The following is a 22,699-nucleotide window of genomic DNA, read 5'->3' as shown; positions in this document are numbered from 1 at the left end:
CTGAAGACATGGCGGAGGACGTACGCGTCGGCGCCCGGTTCGTGATCCCGGGCGCCGAACTGCGAGAGCGGTTCTCCCGGTCCTCGGGGCCGGGGGGACAGGGCGTGAACACGACGGACTCGCGCGTCGAGCTGTCGTTCGACGTCGCGAGCTCCGCCGTGATCCCGCCCGCGCTGAAGGAACGCATCACGACCCGCTTGGGCACGCGTCTGGTCGACGGCGTGCTGACCATCGCGGCCAGCGAATACCGCTCCCAGCTGATGAACCGCGACGCGGCTCGGGAGCGGCTGGCTGACGTGCTGACGAAGGCTTCCGCGCCGCCGCCTGCCAAACGACGTCCTACGAAGCCGTCGCGGGGTTCGAAGGAGCGCCGTTTGGCGGCGAAGAAGCGCCGCAGTGATGTGAAGCGCGGTCGCGGCGGTCGGTACGACGATTAGGTCAGCGACAGGTGCACGCACTCACCGGCGACTTGATACCCGGCGCGTTGGTACACCGTCCCGATGCCGACATCGCCCGGCGTAAGGAAAGCCGTCCGTGCGCCGCGTTCGTGAGCGAGGCGCGTCAGGCGCGCGGTGATTGCCGCCGCGATGCCTTGGTTACGGTACTCAGCCGCTACGGCGATGCCGACGATTTCCGTCGCGCCGGACACGATGTCCAGCGCGATTCCGCCGCCCACAATGGTTTCGCCTTGTTCGGCCAGGACGGTCAGGTAGTTGCGGTTGCGTTCGACATCGGCGTCCGACACCTCCGGCGACTCTCCGAAGGCGACGTTCTGCACGGACCGCAGGCGGCGGAATTCGTTGTCAGTCAACGGTTCCCGCAGCTGAATGTGGTCCGGTGAAGCACAGTCGACGCGGTCCTCGGCGGTGCAGATCATCACGGGGACGCGTCGTTCCAGCGTGAAGCCTGAGGCGACGAGGGGTGCCTCGACGTCGGGAGCCGCGTCGGTGAAGAACTCCAGTCGTGGCAGGAGGTTTCGTTGCTGATAGGCGGAAATCAAGAGAGCGATTTCGGCGGACGAGGGCTTCGCGCCGTCGTCGGGGATGGCGTAGTTCTCCATCGGATGTGAGCTGTCCTGGGCGAAAGTCGCCAGGAACGGGCCGATTCGCTCGGTGTCGCGGCCGATCGGTGCGGTCGCGCGAACGTATGCCTGAAGGGCGGACATCTCTGGTGGAAGCCTTTCGGGAAAGAAGGAATGCGGCACAAGAACCGGGCAGGGCGAACCCCACGACCGGCGCGCAGGCCGAACAGCTCAGGCCACGCGGCCGGAGTGGGCCGTGGCGGAGCACATAGGCATTCCTTCGTCCGAAACGAACTTCCCGTTCATCGTCTCAGACCGGGCAAGCGAATTAACGGGCTCAGCGAAGGGCAGCGCGCGCCTGGTCCACGATTCGAGCCAGGTGTACGCCCCTCCGGACATCGCAGGGGTGCGTGGTCGTTCCGCATGACACCATCGCGGCGAAATCGTCCAGCAGCGCGGTGTATGCGTCGTTCGCCGCGCCGGTACGGCCGAGGGTGCGGAAGCCGTGCTCGCCGAAGACCGAATACTCGACCACTGTCGGCTGCACCGGCAGGCGCAGGCTGAGCGTCGCGGTGCTCGTGATGCCGTCTTCGTGTTCGAGCAGCAGTTGCCACAGGTCCTCGGGACCGCGGTGTGCGGCGAGGACGTTGGTGATCGGGCCGAGAGCGGCGTCGAGCAGGTCGAACGCGTGCGGGCCGATATCGGCGAGCGCGCCGGCAGCCGGATCCTGCCGCCAGGCCGAGGTCGCGTACTTCCCGGCGAGCAGTGCGCCGGACAGCCACCGCACACTGCCGCCGCGCCAACCGCCAGCAGCGGTGACGCCGTCCAGCCAGTCGCGCGTCTGCTGGGCGAACCGCAGGGTCAGCATCACCAGCGACGCGACGCCAGCGGAGGCCACCGCGTCGGCGAGACGCTGCGCCGCGGCGAGGTCGGGGGCGATCGGTTTCTCGAGGATCAGGTGCTTGCCCGCCTCCGCGGCCCGGGTGGCCAGTTCGGCCTGCACCGTCGGCGGCACCGCGAACGCGAGCGCGTCGACCTGCTCGAACAGCTCGTCCAGATCGCTGGTCGGCACGGCGTCGTAGGCCTGCGCGAGCGCGGCGGCGGCTTCCGGCCGTCGGCTCCACACGGCACTGAGCACGGTCCCTGGATGATCCGCGAGCCCGGGGGCGTGCACCGTGGTGGCCCACGGTCCGGTTCCTACGAGGCCGACGCGCAACTGGTCCTGTCCCACGCCCGGAAGTGTAGGTGTGGCCGCGGTCGCTTCCAGCGGGGCCTGCGGTGCGTTAACGTCGACAAGTTCTTCGCCACGAACGGGGGAAGCCGGTGAGAATCCGGCGCTGGCCCGCAACCGTGAGCGGCCCCGCGAGGGACCGCGAGCCGGATCGCCCGTCGTGGTCCGATCGATGCGAGGTACATCTGACATGCGGTTCGTGCACGCGCGGCACTGGGGGCGAGTCCTCGCCGGCTGCGCTCTTCTCGTCGCTACCGGTTTAGGCGGTGCGTCCTCCGCCTCCGCGACCACGCCCGGCAAGGGCACCGACGGCTATTGCCAGGACGACAACGGCGTCACGGTCATCGTCGATTTCCAGGGGCTTGGCGGGGAAACCCTCATCCGGTGCGCGCCCGGCAAGCAGGAAAACGGCGTCACCGCCCTGCAAAACGCGGGCTTCGAACTCAGCGGTGCGGGCAAATACGGCCTGGCCGTGATGTGCAAGATCGAGGGCAAGCCCGCCGACCAGACCTGCACCGGGATGCCGCCGGAGAAGGCGTCGTGGAGCTTCTGGACCGCCACCAACGGCGGCAAGTGGGCCTCGGCGCAGGTCGGCGCGCAGAGCTGGAAGCCGCCCGCCGGGGCGTTCGAGGGCTGGTCGTTCGCGATCGGCAAGTCCTACACCGAGTATCCGCCGCCGCGCACCGAGCCGGTGCGCAAGGCCGCCGCGCCCGCCCAGGCTCCGGCGTCCACTTCGGACAGCAGCTTCCCGTGGGGCCTGGTGATCGGGCTCGGGATCGTGGTGGTGATCGGGCTGGTCGGGGCGTTCGTCATGACGCGCCGCGACCTTGACGAGAAGTCGCCCTTCCTTCGCCGCAAACGTGGCGGGAAGTAGTCCGCGAGCGCTCCATCCCGGCGCGTGGTGGGTGTGGGCGCTCGCGCTCGCCGTCGCCGCGAGCCGGACCACGAACCCGGTTTTGCTCGCCTTGGTGATCGCGGTGGCCGGGTTCGTCGTGATGCTCCGCCGCGGCGACGCGCCCTGGGCGCTGGCGTTCCGGATGTACGCCTGGATCGCCGGGGTGATCCTGGCGTCGCGCGTGCTGTTCCGGATCCTGATCGGCGGCGAGGACGGCGGCCACATCCTGTTCACGCTGCCGACTATCCCGCTGCCGAGCGTCGCCGCCGGTATTCAGCTCCTCGGTCCCACTTCGGCCGAGGAGCTGCTCGGCGGGCTGTACGACGGGCTCCGGCTGGCCACGATCGTGCTCTGCATCGGAGCCGCGAACGCGCTGGCGAACCCGAAACGCCTGCTCAAGGCCGTACCCGGCGCGCTGTATGAGGTGGGTACGGCGGTCACGGTCGCGTTGTCCGTGGCACCGCAGCTGGTCGAAAGCGTGCAGCGAGTGCGCCGCGCGCGTCGGCTTCGGTCCGGAAAGACGCGCGGCCTGCGGTTCGTGAAGGGGATTTTCGTGCCGGTGCTCGCCGACGCCATGGACCGATCGCTGCAACTCGCGTCGGCGATGGATTCCCGCGGCTACGGACGGCGCGCGTATCTCTCGCCGCGCGTCCGGATGCTGATCGCGACCTGCGTGCTGGCCGGGCTGGTCGGCGTCGCGGTGGGGGTTTACGGCGTGCTCGACGGGTCCGCGTCGTGGCTCGGCGTGCCGATGCTCGTCGCCGGTCTGGTGCTGGCCGCCGCCGGATTCGTGCTGGGCGGACGGCAGATTCGGCGCACGACCTATCGGCCCGATCCGTGGCGGCTGCCGGAGACGCTGGTGGCGCTGTGCGGCGTCGCGACCGCAGTGCTCGTGCTGATCGCCGACCCGGTTTCGCTCACCACCCCGGCCAGCCCGCTGACCTGGCCGGAGCTGCCGCTGCTGCCGACCGTCGCGGTGCTGATCAGCGTGTTGCCCGCTTGGTTCGCGCCGCGTCCGGCGCTGGTGTCGGAGGTCGCCCGATGATCGAGTTTTCGCACGTCAGCGTCACGTACGACGGGGCGGACCGGCCGGTGCTGCGGGACGTCGACCTCACGATCGAGGAAGGCGAACTCTGCCTCGTCGCCGGACGCACTGGTGTCGGTAAGTCGACATTGCTCGGCGCGATCAACGGTCTCGTCCCGCATTTCACCGGCGGCACGCTGAGCGGACGCGTCGAGGTCGCCGGGCTCGACACCGCGACGCATCCGCCGCGCGAGCTGGCGTCAGTGGTCGGCGTGGTCGGGCAGGATCCGCTGGCCGGATTCGTCACCGACACCGTCGAGGAAGAACTGGCGTACGCGATGGAGCAGCTCGCCGTCGCACCGGACGTGATGCGCAAGCGCGTCGAGGAGACCCTTGATCTGCTGGGCATCGCCGAACTCCGCGACCGTCCACTTCGGACGCTCTCCGGCGGGCAGCAGCAACGCGTCGCGATCGGCGCGGTGCTCACGGCGCACCCGAGCGTGTTGGTGCTGGACGAACCGACGTCGGCGCTCGACCCGACCGCGGCCGAGGAGGTGCTGGCCGCGATCACCCGGCTGGTGCACGACTTGGGCACGACAGTCGTCGTCGCCGAGCACCGGATGGAACGCGTCGCGCAGTACGCCGACCGCCTGCTCTACCTGCCCGGCGACGGCACCGTGGTCTCCGGCCCACCGGCGGAGGTGTTCGCCGAGACCGACGTCGCGCCGCCGATCGTCGAGTTGGGCCGACTCGCGGGTTGGTCGCCGCTGCCGCTTTCGGTCCGCGACGCCCGTCGGCTCGCCCGTCCGCTGCGGGAACGCCTGGCCGAGCGTCGCCCCAATGTGGCATTGGGTGCATGCGACGCACCCAATGTGGCGTTCGGTGCATCTGACGCACCCAATGCCACATTGGGGCGTTCTGGGGAGGCGGTGCTCAAGGCGCGGGGCGTGCGGGTCCGGTATGGCGGCGTGAACGCGGTTCGCGGCGTTGACCTGCGGCTGAACCAAGGCGAGGTCGTCGCGCTGATGGGTCGGAACGGCTCGGGCAAGTCCTCGCTGCTGTGGGCGTTGCAGGGCAGCGGACCCCGCTCCGACGGCACCGTCGACGTCCTCGGCGCAGATCCGAAGACGCTCCGGTCGCGCGCTGCCCGCACGCGGGTCGGGTTGGTCCCGCAGACCCCGTCTGACCTGCTGTATCTCGACTCAGTCGGCGCGGAATGCCGACAGGCCGACGTCGAATCGGACGTCCCGCCAGGCACCGCGCGGAAGCTTCTCGACCGCCTTGTGCCCGGCATCGAAGACGACACCAACCCGCGTGACCTGTCCGAAGGCCAGCGACTCGCCTTGGTCCTGACTGTCCAGCTTGCCGCCGCCCCGCCGGTCATGCTGCTGGACGAGCCCACCCGCGGCCTCGACTACCCGGCGAAACGGCACTTCGCGGCCATCCTCGCCGACCTGGCCGCCGAGGGACACGCGGTGCTGCTCGCCACCCACGACGTTGAGTTCGTCGCCTCCGCCGCACACCGCGTCGTGGTTCTGGCCGAGGGCGAAGTGGTCGCCGACGGCCCGACCGCGGACGTCGTCGTAGCCTCGCCCGCCTTCGCACCGCAGGTCGCGAAGATCCTCGCGCCGGAGCCGTGGCTGACCGTGGACGCGGTGGCGAAGGCGCTGGCGTGACAGATTTCCTGGGCCCAGCCGTCCGCATCCGGCGCCGCACGGCGCTGGTGCTGACGGCCGCCGTCGTGGTCGGGCTGGCGATGTTCTGCTGGCCGCTGCTCGCCCGCAGCACCGTCGGCACCTCCGCGCACGTGACCGACGCGCCGTTCGTTTTCCTCGTGACGCTTCCGGTGCTGATCCTGATCGTGCTGGCCGAGCTGTCCAGCGGCGGACTCGACGCGAAGGCGCTCGCGCTGCTCGGCGTGCTGTCCGCGGTGAACGCCGCGCTGCGTCCGCTCGGCGCGGGCACCGGCGGGATCGAGCTGGTGTTCTTCCTGCTCGTGCTGGCCGGGCGGGTCTTCGGACCGGGCTTCGGGTTCGTCCTCGGGTCGACGTCGCTGTTCGCGTCCGCCCTGCTCACCGGCGGCGTCGGGCCGTGGCTGCCCTTCCAGATGCTGGCGTCTGCACTGGTCGGCCTCGGCGCCGGGCTGCTGCCGCGCCGGGCGAAGGGCCGGTGGGAGATCGCGATGCTGGCGGCCTACGGCGTGGTCGCCGCCTACTTCTACGGGCTCGCGATGAGCCTGTTCACCTGGCCGTTCCTGGCGAGCCACACCGCGCTGGACTTCGTCCCGGGCGGCCCGCTCGGCGAAAACCTGCACCGGTTCCTGGTCTTCACCGTGCTGACGTCTACGTTGGGCTGGGACACCGGCCGCGCGCTCACGAATCTGGTCGCGATCGTCGTGCTGGGCCCGGCGATCCTGACGGTACTGCGCCGGGCCGCGCGACGAGCGGCGTTCAGCTGACCGACTGGCCGACCTTGTCCAGCACCTCGACGAACTGGGCCATCCCGGCCGCGTTCGGGAAGTGCGAGGTGTCGATGTCGTGCACCTCGAACCGCGTGCCGGGCGTGCGCGCGTCGGCCTCGGCGATCATCCGGTCCTGCAAGGCGAGCGGCACCAAGCGGTCTTGGAGATGCCGGACGTAGCACCTACGGACGCGCCCCCACCGATCCGGCGTGCCGCGCGAGTCGGTGGCGCCGCGGCCGATGATGTCGTCCGGAGCCATCGCGTTGAGCAGGGCGTAGAACTCGCCGTCGGTGGCGTCCGCGCAGAGCGCCGCCTTCGCCGCCGTCAGCGCCTCCGCGGAGGAAGAACGCCAGTTGAAACGCATCGCGCCGATCACTGCCGGGTCGGCCGCGATGAACCCGAGCATCGCCCCGACCTGCGACGACGCGGCTTCAGGCGTCGTCAGGTACTCCTCCGGCGTCGGCAGTTCGACACAGCAGAACGCGGCGTCGTAGACCAGCGCCGACACCAGCTCCGGGACCTCTTCGGCGACGAGCGTGACCAGCGCGCCGCCGATGCTCGACCCGACCAGCACGACCGGGCCCAGCGCCGCCGCCCGGCGGACGACGTCCACAGTGGACGCGACCTGGTCGGCAACGGTCACGCCGGCCAGCGCCGACGGTTCCGTGGCGAACGCGCCGAGATCCTGCGGAGCCTGATACGACAGCCGAAACTGCTGCTCCGGCTGCGGCACCCCCACCCCGCGATACCCGCGCAGCACGAGTTCCGGCGGGGCGGCGGACACGCCGTTGGCACCGGCGGCGAAGACGAACGTCGAAGTCATGCCGCACAGTCAAGCGACCCGCCCGGCCCCGCACAGCGGGGAAGGTGGATCAGGCCCGCAACTAAAGTCAGGAGTAGGAGTAGAACCCGCGGCCGGTCTTCTTGCCGAGCAGCCCGGCGTCGACCATGCGCAGCAGCAACGGCGGCGACGAGTACAGCGGCTCCTTGAACTCGGCGTACATCGAGTCCGCGATCGCCTTGATGGTGTCGAGGCCGATCAGATCGGACAGCCGCAGCGGACCCATCGGATGCGCCGTGCCCAGCTCCATGCCTCGGTCGATGTCCTCGGCCGAGGCGAAGCCCGATTCGATCATCCGGATCGCCGACAGCAGGTACGGCACGAGCAGCGAGTTCACGATGAACCCGGCCCGGTCCTGCGACCGGATCACCGTCTTGCCCAGCGCGCCGGTGGCGTGTTCCTCGGCGCGGCGGGCGGTGTCCTCGCTGGTCAGCAGCGACGGGACCAGTTCGACCAGCGGCAGCACCGGCACCGGGTTGAAGAAGTGGATGCCGACGACCTGCTGCGGACGGCCGGTGGCCATGCCGAGCTTCATGATCGGGATCGACGACGTGTTGGACGCGAACACCGCGTCCTCGCTCTCGACGATCTTGTCCAGTGCCCGGAACACGTCGACCTTGGCCTGTTCCTGTTCCAGGATGGCCTCGACGACGAGATCGCGGTCGGCGAACTCGGCGATGTCCGTGGTGAAGCGCAGCCGCCCGAGCGCCGCCTCGGCGTCCTCGGCGGCCAGCTTGCCGTTGCGGACGCCGCGTTGCAGCGACTTCTCGATGCGCGCCTTGCCCGCGTCCAGAGCGGGCTGGTTCACCTCGGTGACCAGCACGTCCAACCCGGACCTGGCGTGCACCTCGGCGATGCCGGAGCCCATCAGCCCTGCTCCGACCACACCTACTCGTGCGATGTCGCTCACCCGTCCAACTCCTTCGTCACCTCGCCGACAGCAAGAAAACGGGCAGCACACAACGCACGAGGGCGTCTCGGACCTCAGTCCGATTCCGCCCTCGCGTGTCGTGTGCCTGCGTCAACGGCGGTACTCGTCGTACCCGTCGTCGTACGGGTCCTCGTACCGCTTGTCGTCCTCGTGGTTGTCCGAGGAACTACTCGACAGCTCGCGCTGCAAAGCATCGAAGTCGGTTTCGTGGGAGCTGTATTTGAGCTCGCGCGCCACCTTCGTCTGCTTGGCCTTAGCCCGGCCGCGCCCCATGGCTCGACCCCCTCGCACAGGGGCGGGGCGGCCGGGGGAATCGGCGGCCCCGCATCGTCTCGACAGTTCTTTCCTGCTGACACCGTACCGTGTCCCGGGGGTTGGATGCGACGTGGCACGGTGTGCTCGTCGCGACAGTGTCCGCCGGACGCCGGTTACCGGCACGTCGATGCCGATCGGCCCTGGTCGGCGTGCCACGATGCTCGGGTGCTCCGACCCTTCGTGGCCTATCTGCGGGTGTACGAACCTCTGCGCGCGCTGGGCGATCCCCCCGCGCAGCAGCTGGTCCAGGCCGTTTCCGCGGGCGGGCTCAGCCGGGTCGGAATCGGCGAACGCGAACAGTGGATGTGGCTCAAGTCACAAGCGGCCGCGCCGGTGCGGTTGCTGCCCGCGCAGCTGCGCGACGGGCGGCCCTCGCCGAGCCTCGTCAACGACGTGCTCGTGCTCGACCCGGCCGACGTCCCCGCCGGTCACTCGGCCGAGGGCCCGTTCGCGTGCCCGCTCGAACTGCGCGCCCGCTCGGCCGCCGCGCTGAGCACCTTCCTCGCCGACGCCGAGCCGGCGTTGCGGATCGCGGTCCTCGACTCCGGCGGCGTCACCGCGGAGCGCGCCCGCGCCCAGACCAAGGCCGCGATGACCGACCTCACCGCGACCGCCGCGCACACCCTCACCACCACCTGGACCGTCCCGCTGCCCTGGTTCTCGCTGATCGACCCGGACGAGCGCAAGCTCGTGCTCGGCAGCGGCCCGGCCGACCCGACGCGGGAAGCGTCCTGGCGCACCCCGATGTCCGAGGCGCTGCGGCGGGCGTCCGACGCGGGCGAGCTGATCGAGACGACCTTCGGCGACTCCGGCCCCGGCCGGGTGCTCTCGCAGACCCGCCAGTGGCTGGAGAGCTTCGATTCGGACTCGGTCGTCGAACTGGACTACGGCGGCCTCGTGCAGCTTTTCGCCGACTCGCTGCTGGACGCCGACTCCACCGCGGAGGAGGTCCACGACATCCTCGACGCGCTGCGCACCGGGAACGTCGAGGAGCTGGCCGAGCTGTTTTCGCAGCTGCGCGAGTTCTGGGGCGACCTCGCGGCTAAGGAGCACTCCAACTGACCCGCAGCTCGCCCTGGCGTTCGCCGCCGCCGAGCACCGGCGGGTGAGCCAGGTCGGCCAGCTCTTCCGGCGCCTCGATGCCCAGGCGAGCGAGGACGGCCATGGCCAGCGGTGCCAAGGCCCGCTTGTTCCCGTCGGAGATCTTGATCGCGCACGCGGTGCCGTCGCCCAGCGTGAACGCCAGGACGCCCTCCGCGCCGCTCTTCGACAGCAGCCCGGGCACGGCCTGCATCAGCAGGGTGTCTTCCCGGCCGGTGCCCGCGACCAGCCACGGGTGCGCACGCATCGCGTCGGCCACCCGGCGTTCGTCGGTGTCTGGGTCGGCCTGCGCCAGCCGTCCGAATGACCGCGCGAGGCCGGTCGGCGAGAACGCGAACAGCGGCGCGCTGCAGCCGTCGACCCCGACCGCGGCGATGGATTCGCCGGTCAGCTCCTCGACCGTCTTCGCGAGCTGGACCTGCAGCGGATGGTCCGGCAGCTGGTAGCCGTCGGTGGGCCAGCCGTTCGCAACGCAGGTGGCGAGCATCGCGGCGTGCTTGCCGGAGCAGTTCATCGTGATCTTCCGCGGCTCGTCGGCCGCGCGCCGGGCGTCCTCGCCGATCGGCAGCTCGGCCGGGCAGGCCAGCGCCGAGGGATCGAGCCCGGCTCCGGACAGCATCGCCGAGACGCGCTCGAGATGTCCGGTTTCGCCGGAATGCGAGGCGCAGCCCAGCGCCAGGTCCGCGCCGTCGTAGCCGAGCCCGGCGCGGAGCATGCCGACGCCCTGCAGCGGCTTGTTCGCCGACCGGGGGAAGAACGGGCTGGTCACGTCGCCCGCGGAGAACTGGACGGACCCGTCCGGCGCGGTCACGACGAGACATCCGTGGTGGACGCTCTCGACGAACCCGTTCCGGACGACCTCGACGAGGATCGGCTGGCCGGTCATTCCTCGACGCGCCCCAGTTCGCTGTCCAGCAGTTGGTCCACAGTGGCCGCTCCGCTGCTGTAGCGCCCGGCGATCTCGGCGTTGAGCGTGTCCATCACGCCTTGGACCTGGCGGCGAAAGGAAGACACGGACGCTTCCTCGGCCGCGTACGTGTCCAGCGCGGCGGCGAGCTTGTCGTCGGTGAGCGAGCCGACGTCGGTGAGCCCGGTGTCGCCGATCAATGCCTCAGCGTGCCTTCGGTGCTCGCCCGCGCGGGACGGTTCGAGCTGCTGATGGCGGCCCGAACCGGCGGCCGGGCCGAGGGCGTTGTCGGCGAGGATCGACGCGAGCCGGTCGACGATGCTGGCTTCCCCACCGGACGAGCGGCGCTCCTGTTCGGCGCGCACGATGTCGATGCGGGCGTGCAGGAGCCGGCGCAGGTAGGACAGGTCTGTCTCTTCCTGCGCGGCCTCGTCGCGCCGCTCGCGCAGCACCGGGAGCGGCAAGTCGCCTAATCCGGTGAGGTATCCCGGGCCGAGGACGCGGTCGATCCGTCGTCGCCCTCCGGGACGCACTTCGATCACGGGCACATCCTGCTCCACATTCCGCGACGACGCTACCGTCGAGTTCACTTCAGCCCCGCAGTCTCTGCGCTGCTTCCCGTCCGGGCGCCGCGTGTTCGCCCGGCACCGAGTCCGGATCGACAGTGGCCTGGACCACTCGGTCCTCGTCGCCGGCCAGCAGTTCCGCCCCGGCCGGCACCGAGCGTTTGACCAGCGCCAGCGCGATCGGCCCGAGTTCGTGGTGCTGCGCGACCGTGCCGATCCGGCCGACCACGCGCTCGCCGAGCTTCACCGGGTCGCCGGTCTCCGGGGTGATCTCCGGCGAACCGTCGAGGTGCAGCAGCGCGAGATACCGCGGCGGGCGGCCGACGTTGTGCACCTTCGAGACGGTCTCCTGGCCGCGGTAGCAGCCCTTCGCGACGTGCGCGGCCGAGCCGATCCAGCCGACCTCGTGCGGGATCGTCCGCTCGTCGGTGTCGACGCCGAGCCGCGGATGCCGCGATTCCACGCGCAGCGCGTCGAAGGTCCACGAGCCGGCCGGACGCGCGCCGGCGTCGGTGAGCCGTTGCCACCATTGAGCGAGCTGCGCGCGCGGCACCACGAGATCCGCGCCCGCCCGCGTCGGCCACGGCATCCGCCGGGCGAAACCGCCCTCGGGCAGCGCGGTCACCGAGTACGGCTCCGCGCCGAGTTCCACGCCGAGCACGCTGTCGGTCTCCGGGCCGAGCACCGAAAGAACGGCCAGTTCTTCCGTCGCGTCGCGAATCTCGACCTTGGACCAGAATTTCATCGCTTCGAGGTACTCGCGCAGGGTTTGCTTGCCGCCCTTGGGCAACGCGCTCGTGGCGACCGGATCGGGGTCGCTGTCGAGGTACACCGTCTCTCCGGTGTGCGCGAGCACGAAGTGGGTGTCGACGTGGCCTTGGCTGTCGAGCACGAGTGCCTCGGTGCCGGTGCCCTCGGCGAGTTCGGTGACATGTTGCGAGATGACCAAATGCAACCAGGACAAGCGTTCTGGTCCGGTGACGGCGAGGATTTCGCGGTGGGAGCGGTCGATCACGACCACTCCTCGGGCGGCGGTGCGCTGCTCGGCGAACGGATCGCCCCAGTGCCACGGAACTCCGGCTTCCGGGTGGCCCTCGGGCGCGGCGACCGCGCGGGGGATTTCGAGCAGCGGCGAGCTGTACGGCATGGCTCTAAGGGTAAGTGAGTACCTTGTGGGGATGCGCGTTCTCGCCTTCCTCGACGGTTCACTGGCCGACCCCGAAGCCGCCCACCTCCGGGTCGACGACCTCGGCCTGCTGCGCGGAGACGGGGTGTTCGAAACGATCCTCGTGGCGGTGAAAAAGCCGCGGGAAATGCGTCCGCACCTCGACCGGCTCGCCCGTTCCGCGGCGATGCTGGACCTGCCCGCGCCGGACCTCGACGGCTTCGCGCGAGCTGCGCAGGCGGTCGTCGACGCGTGGGAGGGCGGTCCGGAAATCGCGCTGAAACTCGTGTATACGCGGGGTGTCGACGGTGATCCGGAAGGCAAGCCGACGGCGTTCGCGATGGGCCTGGAGGTCGAGGAGAAGGTGCTGCGGGCGCGCACCGAAGGCGTCTCGGTGGTGACCCTGGAGCGCGGTTTCGGCCCCGAACTCGCCGAGCGCGCCCCGTGGCTTTTGCTCGGCGCGAAAACGGTTTCCTACGCGATGAACATGGCCGCCCTGCGCGAGGCGGCCCGTCGCGGAGCCCAAGATGTGATCTTCACCGCTACCGACGATTCGGTCCTCGAAGGACCGACGTCGACGGTCGTCCTGGCGAAGGAGCGGACGCTCTACACCCCGCCGTCCACTGTTGGCATCCTGCCAGGAACGACGCAGTACGCGTTGTTCCGCGGCGCGGAGAAGGCCGGTTGGTCGGTGAAAGTGGAGCCGCTTTCGGTGGACGACTTGCTGCGGGGGGACGGCGTTTTCCTCACGTCGTCGGTGCGGAAGGTGACCCGGGTGCACACGCTGAACGGGACGGAGCTGCCGGAGTCGTCGGCGCTGCACGGGGAGCTGGTGGCGGCTTACGAGGGCGAGTACTGAGCGGCGTTCGCTAGTGGTTATGCCGGTTCTCACCGGCATAACCACTCACGACCCGCTGATCAGCACCACCGACGGCGTGACCCCCTCCGCCCGGTACGCGCTGATCTTGTGGTGCCCGTCCACCAGCAACGGTCGCGTACCGGACAAAACCACCGCCACCGGACGGTGTCCGGAGCGAATCGCCGTGCGGTAGTACGCGACGCGGGCATCGTCGTCGTCCGGCCAGTCGCTCGCCGGGACCAGGTCGGGACCCTCGAAGCGCTGCGGGCCGCTGACCCGGTACTGGCCGTCGACGAGCAGGGTCAGCAGTTCGCGCAGGGTTTCCGCCAGCGGCAGGCGCAGCTGACCGGTCGCGAGTGCGATGCGCAGCGACTGCGGCAGCTCCGCCCGTCCTCCGGTGTTCAGCTCCAGGAAACCCGCGCCGCCGGTGATCGTTACCCGTTCCACGCTCACAAGGACGCGTGGAACCGCACCAAGGTTCCGGGGCGTGCTTGAGCGAGTGCGCCGAGTGACTCCCGTCTCACGACCGCGACCACCGGATAACCGCCCGTGGTCGGGTGATCGGCCAGGAACACCAGCGGCAATCCGTTCGGCGGGACCTGGATCGCGCCGGTCAGCACGCCTTCGCTGGGCAATTCCGAATTGGACACTGTGGACACTCGACGTAACGGCGGCCCGTCAAGGCGGACCCCCACTCGGTTGGATTCCGCGGTGACTGTCCACTGTGCGTTGAGCGCGCTCGCGGGGTCGGCGAACCAATCGTCGCGGGGGCCGAGCAGGACGGGCACTGTCAGCTGCGACGGCACGGGCGCGGCGGCGATCACGTCGGCACCAGAAGGAACACCGGTGACCGGACCGAGGGGGACTCTCGTGCCAGCTTCCAATGGCGAGGGGCCGAGTCCGGATAGGACATCAGTCGACCGGCTTCCCAGCACCGGTGGCACGGCGATGCCGCCGGACACCGTCAGGTAGCAGCGCAGTCCGGAGGAAGGGCGGCCGATCGTCAGTTTTTGGCCTGGTCGCACGGGAATCGGCGTGTGCGAGCCGGTTTCCCGTCCGTCCACGGACACCGCGACCGGCGGTCCGGTCACCGCGGCGGTGCACGAAACCGCGGCCCGGACGGTCAGTCCGCCCAGCACGGTTTCGATCCCGGCGGCGTCCTCGGCATTGCCGACCAGCCGGTTGCCGAGCCGGAGCGCGGCGACGTCAAGAGCACCCGACGGTGGGACGCCCAGATGTGCGTAACCGGGCCGTCCGAGGTCTTGCACCAGAGCCAGCGATCCGGTCGAGACGATCTCCAACGCGCGCATCAGACGCTCCGGAATCGCACGCGGAGACCAGGCGTGAACAACGCCGGTTGCGCGGCGGAAGGATCGAAGAGCGTGGCCTCGGTGTGTCCGATCAAGCGCCAGCCGCCAGGGGATTCTCGCGGGTAAACGCCGGTGTACTCGTCGGCGATGGCTACCGCGCCAGCGGGGACCCGGGTGCGCGGAGAGGCCAGCCTTGACTGCTGTAGCTGAGTGGGAAGCCCGGCGAGATAACCGAAACCGGGTGCGAAACCAGTGAACGCGACCGTGTAGACCGCGCCAGTGTGGAGCGTGACGACCTCGTCCACGCTGAGCCCAGCGTCCTCAGCGACCAGCGAGAGATCTTCGCCGGAGTAGCGCACGTCCAAAACAACTTCGCGGGCATCCCCGGCAGGCGAATGGTCCAGATCGGCCGAAGCCAGCAAGGAACGCGCAGCTTCCAGGGCACCCGCGGACGCGACCACCAGCAGAGTGCGGGCCCCGGGAACGATCTCCTCGACGCCGTCGAGCGCGGCTTCGGTGAGCGTCGCCCGGGCCGCGCTCATTTCCGCGAGCGAGGCGCAGTCGAGCAGGGCGGCGTGTTCGCCGTACCGCCGCCAGCGCACGGCGTCTCCCGGAGCCTCAGCCCACCACGCGGCGCAGCAGCGCGGAAACGTGCGGCTGCAACTCCTGGCCGACCATCGCGCGTTCCTCGACGTACCCGAGGTCGCCGTTCACCAGGCCGTACAGCCGCTGCGCGCCGGTGACCTCCTTGGCCGTCGCGGTGCGGATGACCGCGTCGGTGCCGAGTTCCCAGGACGTCTGGCTGCGCGGTTTCCCGTAGTACAGCTCGACGATGCCGGAGCTGTGCGTGAGCAGCAGTTCCAGGGTGTCGTCCTCCTGCGGCCGCCAGAACCCGGTTTCGCGGGCGGCGGGCCGCAGCACGCTGCCGTCCTCGTTCAGCAGCCACGAGCGCGCCTCGTGGTACAGGAACGGGCGGCCGTCGTGGGCGACGGTCAACTGCTGGGCGAACTTGATCGGCCCGTCGATCGTCGGGTAATCGATCTCGCCCTCGCCGCGCCAGACGCCGACAAGCGGCAGCAGTGCGAGGCACGCGTCGTTCAGGTTCGGGCCCTCGCGCAGGTTCGCCGTGTCGTTCGGGATCGCCAAGTCGTCCCACAACGGGAGGTTGCGGTCGCGCGTGCCGGCGGCCCGCTCCTCGGCTGCTGCGATGGCCTCGTCGCCACTCGTCATGCTGGTCAGCGCTGGTCGGCGTACAGCCGGTAGACGACAAAGACCGCGAACAGCACGGTGGCGATGCCCGCGATGATCAACAGGGTCGTAAACAAGGTCTCCACAGCGAGGACAATAGTCCGCCCCGGCTCATCCGGCCCTGCGCAGGGTCGTCGCGGTGAGGACGGTCACCGCGAGCAGCGCCGCTCCAGCCACCGACATCGCGGTCTGCAGGCCGGTCGTGAGCGTGCTGCCGTGGTCGAGAAGGGCGCCGAGCGCGGCGACGCCGAGTGCCATCCCGACCTGCCGCGCGGCGTTCACCGTCCCGGCCGCGGTGCCGGTGCGCTGCACCGGAAGCCCGGCGAGCCCGACGACGTTGGTCGGGGTGATGCTCAGGCCGAGACCGATGCCGGACAGCGCCAGCGGGACGCTGAGCAGCCAATACGGGCTCGTGGTGTCGACCAGCAGGAAGGCGAAACTGCCCGCCGCGGTGATGACCAGGCCGATCGGCAGCACCCGTTCCGCGGTGAAGCGGGCGGCGAGCCTTCCGGAGAAGAACGCGAGAACGGCGTTGGCGACCACGTACGGCAGCATCTGCACGCCGGTCGTCGAGGCGGTGCTGCCCCAAGCCTGCTGCAGGTACACGGCGATCAGGATGGGCAGCGGGTAGCAGGCGAAGCCGATGACGAACGACGTGAAGATCGAGGTGGCGAAGCGGAGTTCGCCGAATAGCCGGATGGGCAGCATCGGATGCGGGGCGCGCAGTTCCACGACGATAAAAGCGGCTAACCCGAGTGCGCCGAGGCCCGCGACCACGGCGTCGGACGCGATCACGGCGTAGGTGAACGATCCGATCCACAACGCGCCGAGCACCTGTCCGGGCAGATCCAGCGCCCCGTGCGCTGGGTCGGACGACTCGCCGAGACCCCGGCGGCCGGCGAGCACCGCGAAGACGCCGATCGGCAGATTGATCAGGAAGATCGTGGGCCAGCCGAACGCGTCGGTGATCGGTCCGCCGATAAGCGGGCCGATGACCAGCGCGCATCCGGCCACCCCGCCCCACGCCCCCAGCATCCGGGCCCGTTCCCGCGGCTCTGGATACGCGTGCGCGAGAAGCGCGATGCCGCCCGGGATGACTGCCGCCGCCGCTGCGCCTTGCACGACGCGCGCGGCGATGAGCAGTGCGAGCGTCGGGGCGAGGCCGCACACCAGCGAAGCGAGTGTGAACACGGCGAGCCCGCCGAGGTAGATCCGCTTGCGGCCATACCGGTCGCCGAGCGTGCCGCCGGTGAGGATCAACGCGGCGAGCGCGACGGTGTATCCGTCGACAATCCATTGCAGGTCAGTGAATTCGGCGTGCAGCTCGTGCTGAATGGTCGGCAGCGCGACGCTCACCACGCTCGCGTCGAGCAACGCCATGAAGCTGCCGAGGAACACGGCGACGGCCAGGAGTGGGCTGCGCACAACGGTTTTCGTTTCGGACACACCCCGACCTTGGTTCCTCAAGCCGACTTGAGGTCAAGCTCCCCGAAACGCCGTGAGGGGAACCCTGAGGGACTCTGAGTCCCTCAGGGTTCCCCTCACGGAACGCGAGTCAGGCGACCGAAATGGCCAACTGGTGCAGGCCGGGTCCCTCCGCGGTGACGTTGGCTTCGCCGTTGCCGGTGCGGTGCAGCGCGCGCACCGTCCAGGAACCTTCGGCCGCGTAGAAGCGGAAGTCGCCGTCCGCAGAGGAAACGACCTCGCCCGCGAAGTCGCCGCCGCCGTCGAGCAGCCGGACGAACGCGCCGCCGACCGGACCCTCGGTGCCGGTGACCTTGCCGGCCAGCACGACCTGGCCGTTGGTGTCGAAGTCCGCCGGGGTCGCTTCCTGCACAGGTGCGCTGCAGCCGTCTGCCATTACTTAGCTCCCAACTCGACCGGAACGCCGACCAGCGAACCGTATTCCGTCCACGAACCGTCGTAGTTCTTCACGTCCGCCTGGCCGAGCAGCTCGTGCAGGGCGAACCAGGCGATCGAGGAACGCTCGCCGATGCGGCAGTACGCGATGGTCGCCTTGCCCTCGTCGTAGCCGGCCTCGGCGTAGAGGTCCTTGATCTCCTGCTCGGACTTGAAGGTGCCGTCCTCGTTGGCGACCTTCGCCCACGGCACGTTCAGCGCGCCCGGGATGTGGCCCGGAACCTGCGACTGCTCCTGCGGCAGGTGCGCCGGGGCGAGCAGCTTGCCGGAGAACTCGTCCGGCGAGCGCACGTCGATGTAGTTCTTCGCGCCGATCTCCTTGACGACCTCGTCGCGGAAGGCGCGCAGCGAAAGGTCCTGGTCCTTGGCCTTGTAGGTGGTGGCCTCGCGCTTGACCTCGTCGGAGTTCAGCTCGCGGCCGTCGAGCTCCCACTTCTTGCGGCCGCCGTCGAGCAGCTGCACGTTCTCGTGGCCGTAGAGCTTGAAGTACCAGTACGCGTAGGCGGCGAACCAGTTGTTGTTGCCGCCGTAGAGGACCACGCGGTCGTCGTTCGAGATGCCCTTCTCCGACAGGAGCTTCTCGAAGCCCTCCTTGTTGACGAAGTCGCGGCGGACGCCGTCCTGGAGGTCGTTGCGCCAGTCGAGCTTCACCGCGCCGCGGATGTGCCCGTTGTCGTAGGCGGTCGTGTCCTCGTCGACCTCGGCGAACACCACGCCCGGGGTGTCCAGGTTTTCCTCGGCCCACTGGGTGGTGACCAGGACGTCTTCTCGGCTCATGGAAGCTGGCTCTCTTTCTTGGTTGGGTTTACGAGGACGCCCGCGCGGGGCTGAAACGCTTGATCAGCAGGTACACCTGGCACCCGAGGCAATAGTTGAACGCCGCGTTGAGGAACGCGGCGAAGAGCGCGAACGCGGTCGCGACGACGCCGAGCGGCGTCACGCCGGTCGCGAAGCCGATCGTGCCGACGAGCGCGAACACGAACCCGACCGCCTGCGCGAACCGCAGCGGAGCGGCGTCCTCGCGTTCGGTCGGCGGCCCGAGCCGCGGCGCGACGACGAGCCGGTACAGCACTGAGTACGGCGCGGGCTTGAGCCCGACGAACGCACCGATCGCGAAGACCACGGTCTGCAGTGCGAGCAACGGCCACCACTGCGTGACGAGCACGACGGCGAGCACCACCGTGGTCACGATCGCGGCGAACCTGGGACCTCGCGGGTCTACGGCCGGTCCGGCGGACATGGGTTCCTCCTGCTCAGTGCGAGGGGAAGGGCGTGCGGGCAGCACGCGGCGAAGACGGGTACAGCGGAACGGCGCGAGACGTGCTTCAGCGCCGGCCGGACGAAGGCAGACACAAGCTGCTGCGCACGCGGCAGAAATCGACCGCGCGGCGCTGCGTCAGAAGGGTGATGGGCAGCTCGTCCACAGGGGGGAGGGTACCCAGGCTCGCTCGCTCCCGGAACCATGTTCATTCCTTGGGACGAGGTCCGGATCCTGAGAATCAACCGCCGCGGACGCCCGGCTGGGCACTGCCCCACTGTGGCATTGGGTGCGTGGGATGCACCCAATGCCACAGTGGGGAGCTTTAACGGGGCCGGGCGTGAGGGGGCAGCTGGAGCCGGGCGGCGAGAGTCAGCGCGGTGCCGTGGCGAGGTGCGGGCGGAGCGCCTCGAGCAGCTCCGGGCCCTTGGGCACGCCGCCCACGCGCAGCAGTTCCCGGCCTTCCGGGTCCAGCGCGAGCGTGGTCGGCGTGCTGAGCACCGACAGCGCCTGCGCGACCTCGGGACGTTCGGTGACGTCCAGGTCGACGTGGTGCAGGCCGTCGGTCTTCTCCGCGAGCGACGACAGAATCGCCCGCGTGTGCCGGCACGGGGTGCAGAACGTGGTGGAGATCTGCACCAGGGTGACGGCGGATCGCGGATCAAGGGCCTCGGCGACCGGAGCGGGGAGAGCGCGGGTCGCGGCGGCCGGTTTGGCCGCGCGGATCCGGCCGTTGCGGGCGCGCAGGACGAGGCCCGCGGCCGTCGCCACGACCAGCGTCGCCAGCAGCACCCACACTCCGGTCACCGGGATCAGCCTCCGTGGTTGGTGGACAGGTCGGAGAAGTTCACGTCGTGCGCTTCGCCCTTGAGCGTCACCGAACCGCTGTCCACGCGGACCGCGGTCGGCGTGACCGACATCGGCAGCCGGGCCGTGTTGATGGTCGCCCGGAAATTCGGCAACAGAGCTTTCTGCACAGCTTCCGGAACGATCGTGGTGCTCTGGTCATTCCCGAACTGCAACCGGTAAGGCACGATCGAGATCGACTTCTCCTTGAGCTGGATCAGCGCGAAGCAGAAGATCTCGACCTTCTGCCCGGCCACCTGGACGTCGCCGGAGATCCGCAGTCCGGCGCTGGTGCCGTCGGCTGGTTCGCCGTCGGCGTTGGTCGGCGTCGGGTCCGGCTGCTTGCCCTGGTCGGTGTCGCCGTACTTCACGTACGCCTGGGTCGACTGCTCGATCTTCAGGTTCTGGATCTTGTTCAGCGGCGAGACACGCGCGAGGTCGGCCGCCTTGATCGTCACCGCGCCGGTGAGCTTGCCGATCTTCACCGCCTTGGTGTTGCCGGACGTGAGGTCCGACAGCGGCGCGATGACGTCCTCGAGTTCGGCGCTCACGCGCAGGTCGCGAAGTTCGCTGCCGACCGGCACGCCGTCCGCGGAAACCGTGATGTGACTGTAGTCACCGGAGAGCGCCTGCACGGTGAACGGGAAGCCGTGGATGGTGACCGACGGATCGTCGCTCAGCCCGAGCTGTGCGCGGGCTTTCTGCGAGATCGTGTGCTCGGCGAAGGCCGCCGCTCCGAAATCCGCACCGACCAGCAGGAGCACCAGCACTCCCAGCACGATGAGCCACCGCCGCACGCGCCTGCCGCGGCGGCCGCTGCCGGGGTTCGGGGCCGGTCGGTCGTCCCGGGTCACGGGCCTGCTCGCCATCGCCTCGGTTCTCCTGTTCGGGTGGATTTCGTCGTGGTGCGGGTCACGCCCGGCACGTCAGACCAGGTGTGATCGATCCAGCACGAGCTAGGTGCCAGGGTGTTCACCCGCTATTCTCACTTAGCACCGACCGACGCCACGTTCGAGGCGACGAATCTGAAGGCGGTGCGGATCATGAGCTTGGACCTGCTGGTGCTGACGGGGGAACTCGACGCTACCTCCGTACTACCCGCGCTGGACCTGCTGCCGCACACCGTACGCGTACGCGAGCCGGAAGTGACGGCCCTGCTCGACGCGGGCCACCGGGACGTCATCCTGCTCGACGCGCGCAGCGACCTCGCGTCCGCGAAAAGCCTGTGCCGCCTGCTCAAAGGCGCGGAAGACGAATCGGGCACGCCGGTCATCGCGGTCGTCGGCGAAGGCGGTCTGGTCGCGGTCAACGCCGAATGGCGGACTGACGACATTCTTCTGCCCACCGCGGGTCCCGCCGAAGTGGACGCGCGGCTGCGGCTCGCCACCACGCGCGACGGCATCGGCCTGCAGGCAGACGCCGAGCTGCGGGTAGGCGACCTTGTCATTGACGAAGCGACGTACACGGCGAAGCTGCGCCGTCGCACGCTTGAGTTGACGTACAAGGAATTCGAGCTCCTCAAGTACCTCGCCCAGCACGCCGGCCGGGTGTTCACCCGCGCGCAGCTGCTGCAGGAAGTGTGGGGTTACGACTTCTTCGGCGGCACGCGCACGGTCGACGTCCACGTACGGCGGCTTCGCGCGAAGCTTGGTCCCGAGCACGAGCAGATGATCGGCACTGTGCGAAACGTCGGCTACAAGTTCGAGCGGCCGGCGAAGGGCGCGAAGCCGGTGGTCGCCGTTCCGTCCGACGCTTCGGAGCTGACCTCCCGCTGACTTTCGCCGGTAGGGTCGGTTTGTGGCTATCGACCTTGGCGACTGGACGACCGAACCCGACGACGCGGTGCGCGAAGTGCTGCTCGCGGCCAAAGCGACTGACGGACGTCCGGAGGTCGACGCGACGGGGCCGTTGCCGCGTGACTTCGAGGGCGGGCTGCATCTTCTCGCCCGCCTCGACGGCGCGCCCGCCGGGTACGTCCACCTTGATACCGAAGGCGATTCCCACGGCCATCAGGTCGCGGAGCTTTTCGTGCACCCGGGTTTCCGGCGTCGCGGCGTCGGCACCGCACTCGCGCAGGCGTTGGTCGAACGCGCCGACACGGGATTTCGGGCGTGGGCGCACGGCGATCACCCCGGTGCGGCAGCGATCGCGGCGAAACTCGGCCTCGGCCGTCAGCGCGAAATGCTGGTCCTGCACGTCGATGTCGCCGACGCGGACTGGCCGGAACCGGTGCTGCACAACGGTTTCCGGTTGCGCACCTTCGCGCCCGGACAGGACGAGGACGCGATGGTCGCGGTCAACGCGCGCGCGTTCGACTGGCATCCGGAACAGGGCGCGCTGACCGCCGCCGAGGTGCGCGCCGAAGAACGGCAGGCCTGGTTCGACCCCGCGGGATTCTTCCTCGCGGAGAATGAGAGCGGCGAGGTCGTCGGCTTCCACTGGACGAAGGTGCACGACCCGGTGCCCGGACGGTTCGACGGAGACCCGGTCGGGGAGGTCTACGTGGTCGGCGTCGATCCTGCTACTCAGGGTAGTGGCCTCGGCAAGGCGCTGACCTTGGCCGGACTCCGCTACCTGCGCTCCCGCGGGCTACCGAGGGTGATCCTCTACGTCGAGGGCGACAACGCCGCGGCCTTGGCTGTGTACAACAAGCTGGGGTTCCAACGTTTCGAGACCGACGTCCAGTACGGTGAGTGATCACGGTCGACGCGTCCGGTGACTCGTGTTACTTTCTGCGTACTGGCAGGTCACGACCAGGCCACGGCACCCATTCGGGGTAGTAGTCCTGCTCACAAACGGT

At 69.6% G+C, this 22,699-nt stretch carries 27 protein-coding genes and 1 riboswitch; of the genes, 9 read left to right on the top strand and 18 right to left on the bottom strand.

Annotated features, from left to right (window positions below):
• Positions 1-8 precede the first annotated feature (8 nt).
• Positions 9-437 (top strand): alternative ribosome rescue aminoacyl-tRNA hydrolase ArfB, encoded by a 429-nt coding sequence (gene arfB / locus ABZX37_RS32325; RefSeq protein WP_354745990.1) that lies wholly within the window; start codon positions 9-11, stop codon positions 435-437.
• Here arfB and ABZX37_RS32320 read toward each other — a convergent pair.
• Both ABZX37_RS32320 and ABZX37_RS32315 read right to left on the bottom strand, forming a co-directional pair.
• Positions 434-1,165, bottom strand: coding sequence for a GNAT family N-acetyltransferase (locus ABZX37_RS32320; RefSeq protein WP_354745988.1), 732 nt, complete (start codon positions 1,163-1,165; stop codon positions 434-436). The two genes, arfB and ABZX37_RS32320, sit on opposite strands and share 4 nt — an antisense overlap.
• Before the next feature lie 193 nt (positions 1,166-1,358).
• Positions 1,359-2,252, bottom strand: a complete 894-nt coding sequence (locus tag ABZX37_RS32315; RefSeq protein ID WP_354745986.1) for a Gfo/Idh/MocA family oxidoreductase — start codon at positions 2,250-2,252, stop codon at positions 1,359-1,361.
• 28 nt (positions 2,253-2,280) lie between these two features.
• A riboswitch (cobalamin riboswitch) is annotated at positions 2,281-2,430 on the top strand.
• 12 nt (positions 2,431-2,442) lie between these two features.
• Here ABZX37_RS32315 and ABZX37_RS32310 point away from each other — a divergent pair.
• The 4 genes from ABZX37_RS32310 to ABZX37_RS32295 are packed head-to-tail and all read left to right on the top strand — an operon-like array spanning position 2,443 to position 6,629.
• Positions 2,443-3,126, top strand: coding sequence for a hypothetical protein (locus tag ABZX37_RS32310; RefSeq protein WP_354745984.1), 684 nt, complete (start codon positions 2,443-2,445; stop codon positions 3,124-3,126).
• Complete coding sequence (locus tag ABZX37_RS32305) at positions 3,113-4,192, top strand: CbiQ family ECF transporter T component (RefSeq protein WP_354745982.1); 1,080 nt, start codon at positions 3,113-3,115, stop codon at positions 4,190-4,192. Before ABZX37_RS32310 ends, ABZX37_RS32305 begins: the two co-directional genes overlap by 14 nt.
• Entirely contained in the window at positions 4,189-5,847 is a 1,659-nt protein-coding gene (locus tag ABZX37_RS32300) for an ATP-binding cassette domain-containing protein (RefSeq protein ID WP_354745980.1), read from the top strand. The genes ABZX37_RS32305 and ABZX37_RS32300 overlap by 4 nt, the downstream gene beginning before the upstream one ends.
• Positions 5,844-6,629, top strand: a complete 786-nt coding sequence (locus ABZX37_RS32295) for an ECF transporter S component (RefSeq protein ID WP_354745978.1) — start codon at positions 5,844-5,846, stop codon at positions 6,627-6,629. Before ABZX37_RS32300 ends, ABZX37_RS32295 begins: the two co-directional genes overlap by 4 nt.
• Here the strand turns inward: ABZX37_RS32295 and ABZX37_RS32290 are convergent.
• The 3 genes from ABZX37_RS32290 to ABZX37_RS32280 all read right to left on the bottom strand — a co-directional run bounded on the left by ABZX37_RS32290 (position 6,622) and on the right by ABZX37_RS32280 (position 8,677).
• Positions 6,622-7,455, bottom strand: coding sequence for an alpha/beta hydrolase (locus tag ABZX37_RS32290; protein WP_354745976.1), 834 nt, complete (start codon positions 7,453-7,455; stop codon positions 6,622-6,624). The two genes, ABZX37_RS32295 and ABZX37_RS32290, sit on opposite strands and share 8 nt — an antisense overlap.
• A gap of 67 nt (positions 7,456-7,522) precedes the next feature.
• Positions 7,523-8,383, bottom strand: coding sequence for a 3-hydroxybutyryl-CoA dehydrogenase (locus tag ABZX37_RS32285; protein ID WP_354745974.1), 861 nt, complete (start codon positions 8,381-8,383; stop codon positions 7,523-7,525).
• A 111-nt stretch (positions 8,384-8,494) separates the two neighbouring features.
• Positions 8,495-8,677 carry a DUF3073 domain-containing protein gene (locus ABZX37_RS32280; RefSeq protein WP_037716129.1) on the bottom strand — a complete coding sequence of 61 codons (183 nt, stop codon included), beginning with the start codon at positions 8,675-8,677 and terminating at the stop codon, positions 8,495-8,497.
• 207 nt (positions 8,678-8,884) lie between these two features.
• Between ABZX37_RS32280 and ABZX37_RS32275 the strand changes: the two genes are divergently transcribed.
• Positions 8,885-9,781 carry a hypothetical protein gene (locus ABZX37_RS32275; protein ID WP_354745972.1) on the top strand — a complete coding sequence of 299 codons (897 nt, stop codon included), beginning with the start codon at positions 8,885-8,887 and terminating at the stop codon, positions 9,779-9,781.
• Here the strand turns inward: ABZX37_RS32275 and ABZX37_RS32270 are convergent.
• From ABZX37_RS32270 to ABZX37_RS32260, 3 genes are read right to left on the bottom strand one after another with little or no spacing between them, the layout of a single operon-like run.
• Positions 9,762-10,706, bottom strand: coding sequence for an asparaginase (locus tag ABZX37_RS32270; RefSeq protein WP_354745970.1), 945 nt, complete (start codon positions 10,704-10,706; stop codon positions 9,762-9,764). The two genes, ABZX37_RS32275 and ABZX37_RS32270, sit on opposite strands and share 20 nt — an antisense overlap.
• Positions 10,703-11,269, bottom strand: a complete 567-nt coding sequence (locus ABZX37_RS32265) for an aerial mycelium formation protein (RefSeq protein WP_354745968.1) — start codon at positions 11,267-11,269, stop codon at positions 10,703-10,705. Before ABZX37_RS32265 ends, ABZX37_RS32270 begins: the two co-directional genes overlap by 4 nt.
• 49 nt (positions 11,270-11,318) lie before the next feature.
• Positions 11,319-12,440 carry a folate-binding protein gene (locus tag ABZX37_RS32260; RefSeq protein WP_354745966.1) on the bottom strand — a complete coding sequence of 374 codons (1,122 nt, stop codon included), beginning with the start codon at positions 12,438-12,440 and terminating at the stop codon, positions 11,319-11,321.
• A 31-nt stretch (positions 12,441-12,471) separates the two neighbouring features.
• On the opposite strand from ABZX37_RS32260, the gene ABZX37_RS32255 reads away from it, so the two are divergent.
• Positions 12,472-13,317, top strand: a complete 846-nt coding sequence (locus ABZX37_RS32255; RefSeq protein ID WP_354745964.1) for an aminodeoxychorismate lyase — start codon at positions 12,472-12,474, stop codon at positions 13,315-13,317.
• Between the two features lie 45 nt (positions 13,318-13,362).
• On the opposite strand, the gene ABZX37_RS32250 is transcribed toward ABZX37_RS32255, so the two are convergent.
• The 10 genes from ABZX37_RS32250 to ABZX37_RS32205 form a co-directional block, all read right to left on the bottom strand.
• Entirely contained in the window at positions 13,363-13,764 is a 402-nt protein-coding gene (locus tag ABZX37_RS32250; RefSeq protein ID WP_354745962.1) for a hypothetical protein, read from the bottom strand.
• A gap of 2 nt (positions 13,765-13,766) precedes the next feature.
• Positions 13,767-14,627 carry a biotin-dependent carboxyltransferase family protein gene (locus ABZX37_RS32245; protein WP_354745960.1) on the bottom strand — a complete coding sequence of 287 codons (861 nt, stop codon included), beginning with the start codon at positions 14,625-14,627 and terminating at the stop codon, positions 13,767-13,769.
• On the bottom strand, positions 14,627-15,229 hold the full coding sequence (locus ABZX37_RS32240; RefSeq protein ID WP_354745958.1) for an allophanate hydrolase subunit 1: 603 nt from the start codon (positions 15,227-15,229) through the stop codon (positions 14,627-14,629). Before ABZX37_RS32240 ends, ABZX37_RS32245 begins: the two co-directional genes overlap by 1 nt.
• Before the next feature lie 16 nt (positions 15,230-15,245).
• Positions 15,246-15,857, bottom strand: a complete 612-nt coding sequence (locus tag ABZX37_RS32235) for an FABP family protein (protein ID WP_354745956.1) — start codon at positions 15,855-15,857, stop codon at positions 15,246-15,248.
• 129 nt (positions 15,858-15,986) lie between these two features.
• Positions 15,987-17,321, bottom strand: coding sequence for an MFS transporter (locus tag ABZX37_RS32230; protein WP_354745954.1), 1,335 nt, complete (start codon positions 17,319-17,321; stop codon positions 15,987-15,989).
• Between the two features lie 109 nt (positions 17,322-17,430).
• Positions 17,431-17,736 (bottom strand): DUF1416 domain-containing protein, encoded by a 306-nt coding sequence (locus tag ABZX37_RS32225; RefSeq protein WP_344266165.1) that lies wholly within the window; start codon positions 17,734-17,736, stop codon positions 17,431-17,433.
• A complete protein-coding gene (locus ABZX37_RS32220) occupies positions 17,736-18,572 on the bottom strand; it encodes a sulfurtransferase (RefSeq protein WP_354745952.1) in 837 nt (278 codons plus the stop codon). Before ABZX37_RS32220 ends, ABZX37_RS32225 begins: the two co-directional genes overlap by 1 nt.
• 28 nt (positions 18,573-18,600) lie before the next feature.
• The gene (locus ABZX37_RS32215) at positions 18,601-19,035 is read right to left on the bottom strand and encodes a DUF4395 domain-containing protein (protein WP_344266159.1); all 435 of its coding nucleotides are present in this window, start codon (positions 19,033-19,035) and stop codon (positions 18,601-18,603) included.
• 390 nt (positions 19,036-19,425) lie between these two features.
• A complete protein-coding gene (locus ABZX37_RS32210; RefSeq protein ID WP_354745950.1) occupies positions 19,426-19,860 on the bottom strand; it encodes a thioredoxin family protein in 435 nt (144 codons plus the stop codon).
• A gap of 5 nt (positions 19,861-19,865) precedes the next feature.
• Entirely contained in the window at positions 19,866-20,768 is a 903-nt protein-coding gene (locus ABZX37_RS32205; RefSeq protein ID WP_354745948.1) for a DUF2993 domain-containing protein, read from the bottom strand.
• 174 nt (positions 20,769-20,942) lie between these two features.
• Between ABZX37_RS32205 and ABZX37_RS32200 the strand changes: the two genes are divergently transcribed.
• Both ABZX37_RS32200 and mshD read left to right on the top strand, forming a co-directional pair.
• Positions 20,943-21,674, top strand: a complete 732-nt coding sequence (locus ABZX37_RS32200; protein ID WP_354745946.1) for a response regulator transcription factor — start codon at positions 20,943-20,945, stop codon at positions 21,672-21,674.
• 22 nt (positions 21,675-21,696) lie between these two features.
• Positions 21,697-22,596 (top strand): mycothiol synthase, encoded by a 900-nt coding sequence (mshD, locus tag ABZX37_RS32195; protein WP_354745944.1) that lies wholly within the window; start codon positions 21,697-21,699, stop codon positions 22,594-22,596.
• Positions 22,597-22,699: the final 103 nt, after the last annotated feature.

It is taken from the genome of Amycolatopsis sp. NPDC004079 (assembly GCF_040610415.1).
Classification (GTDB): Bacteria; Actinomycetota; Actinomycetes; order Mycobacteriales; family Pseudonocardiaceae; genus Amycolatopsis; species Amycolatopsis halotolerans.
This window is presented reverse-complemented; position numbering and strand designations above follow the sequence as displayed.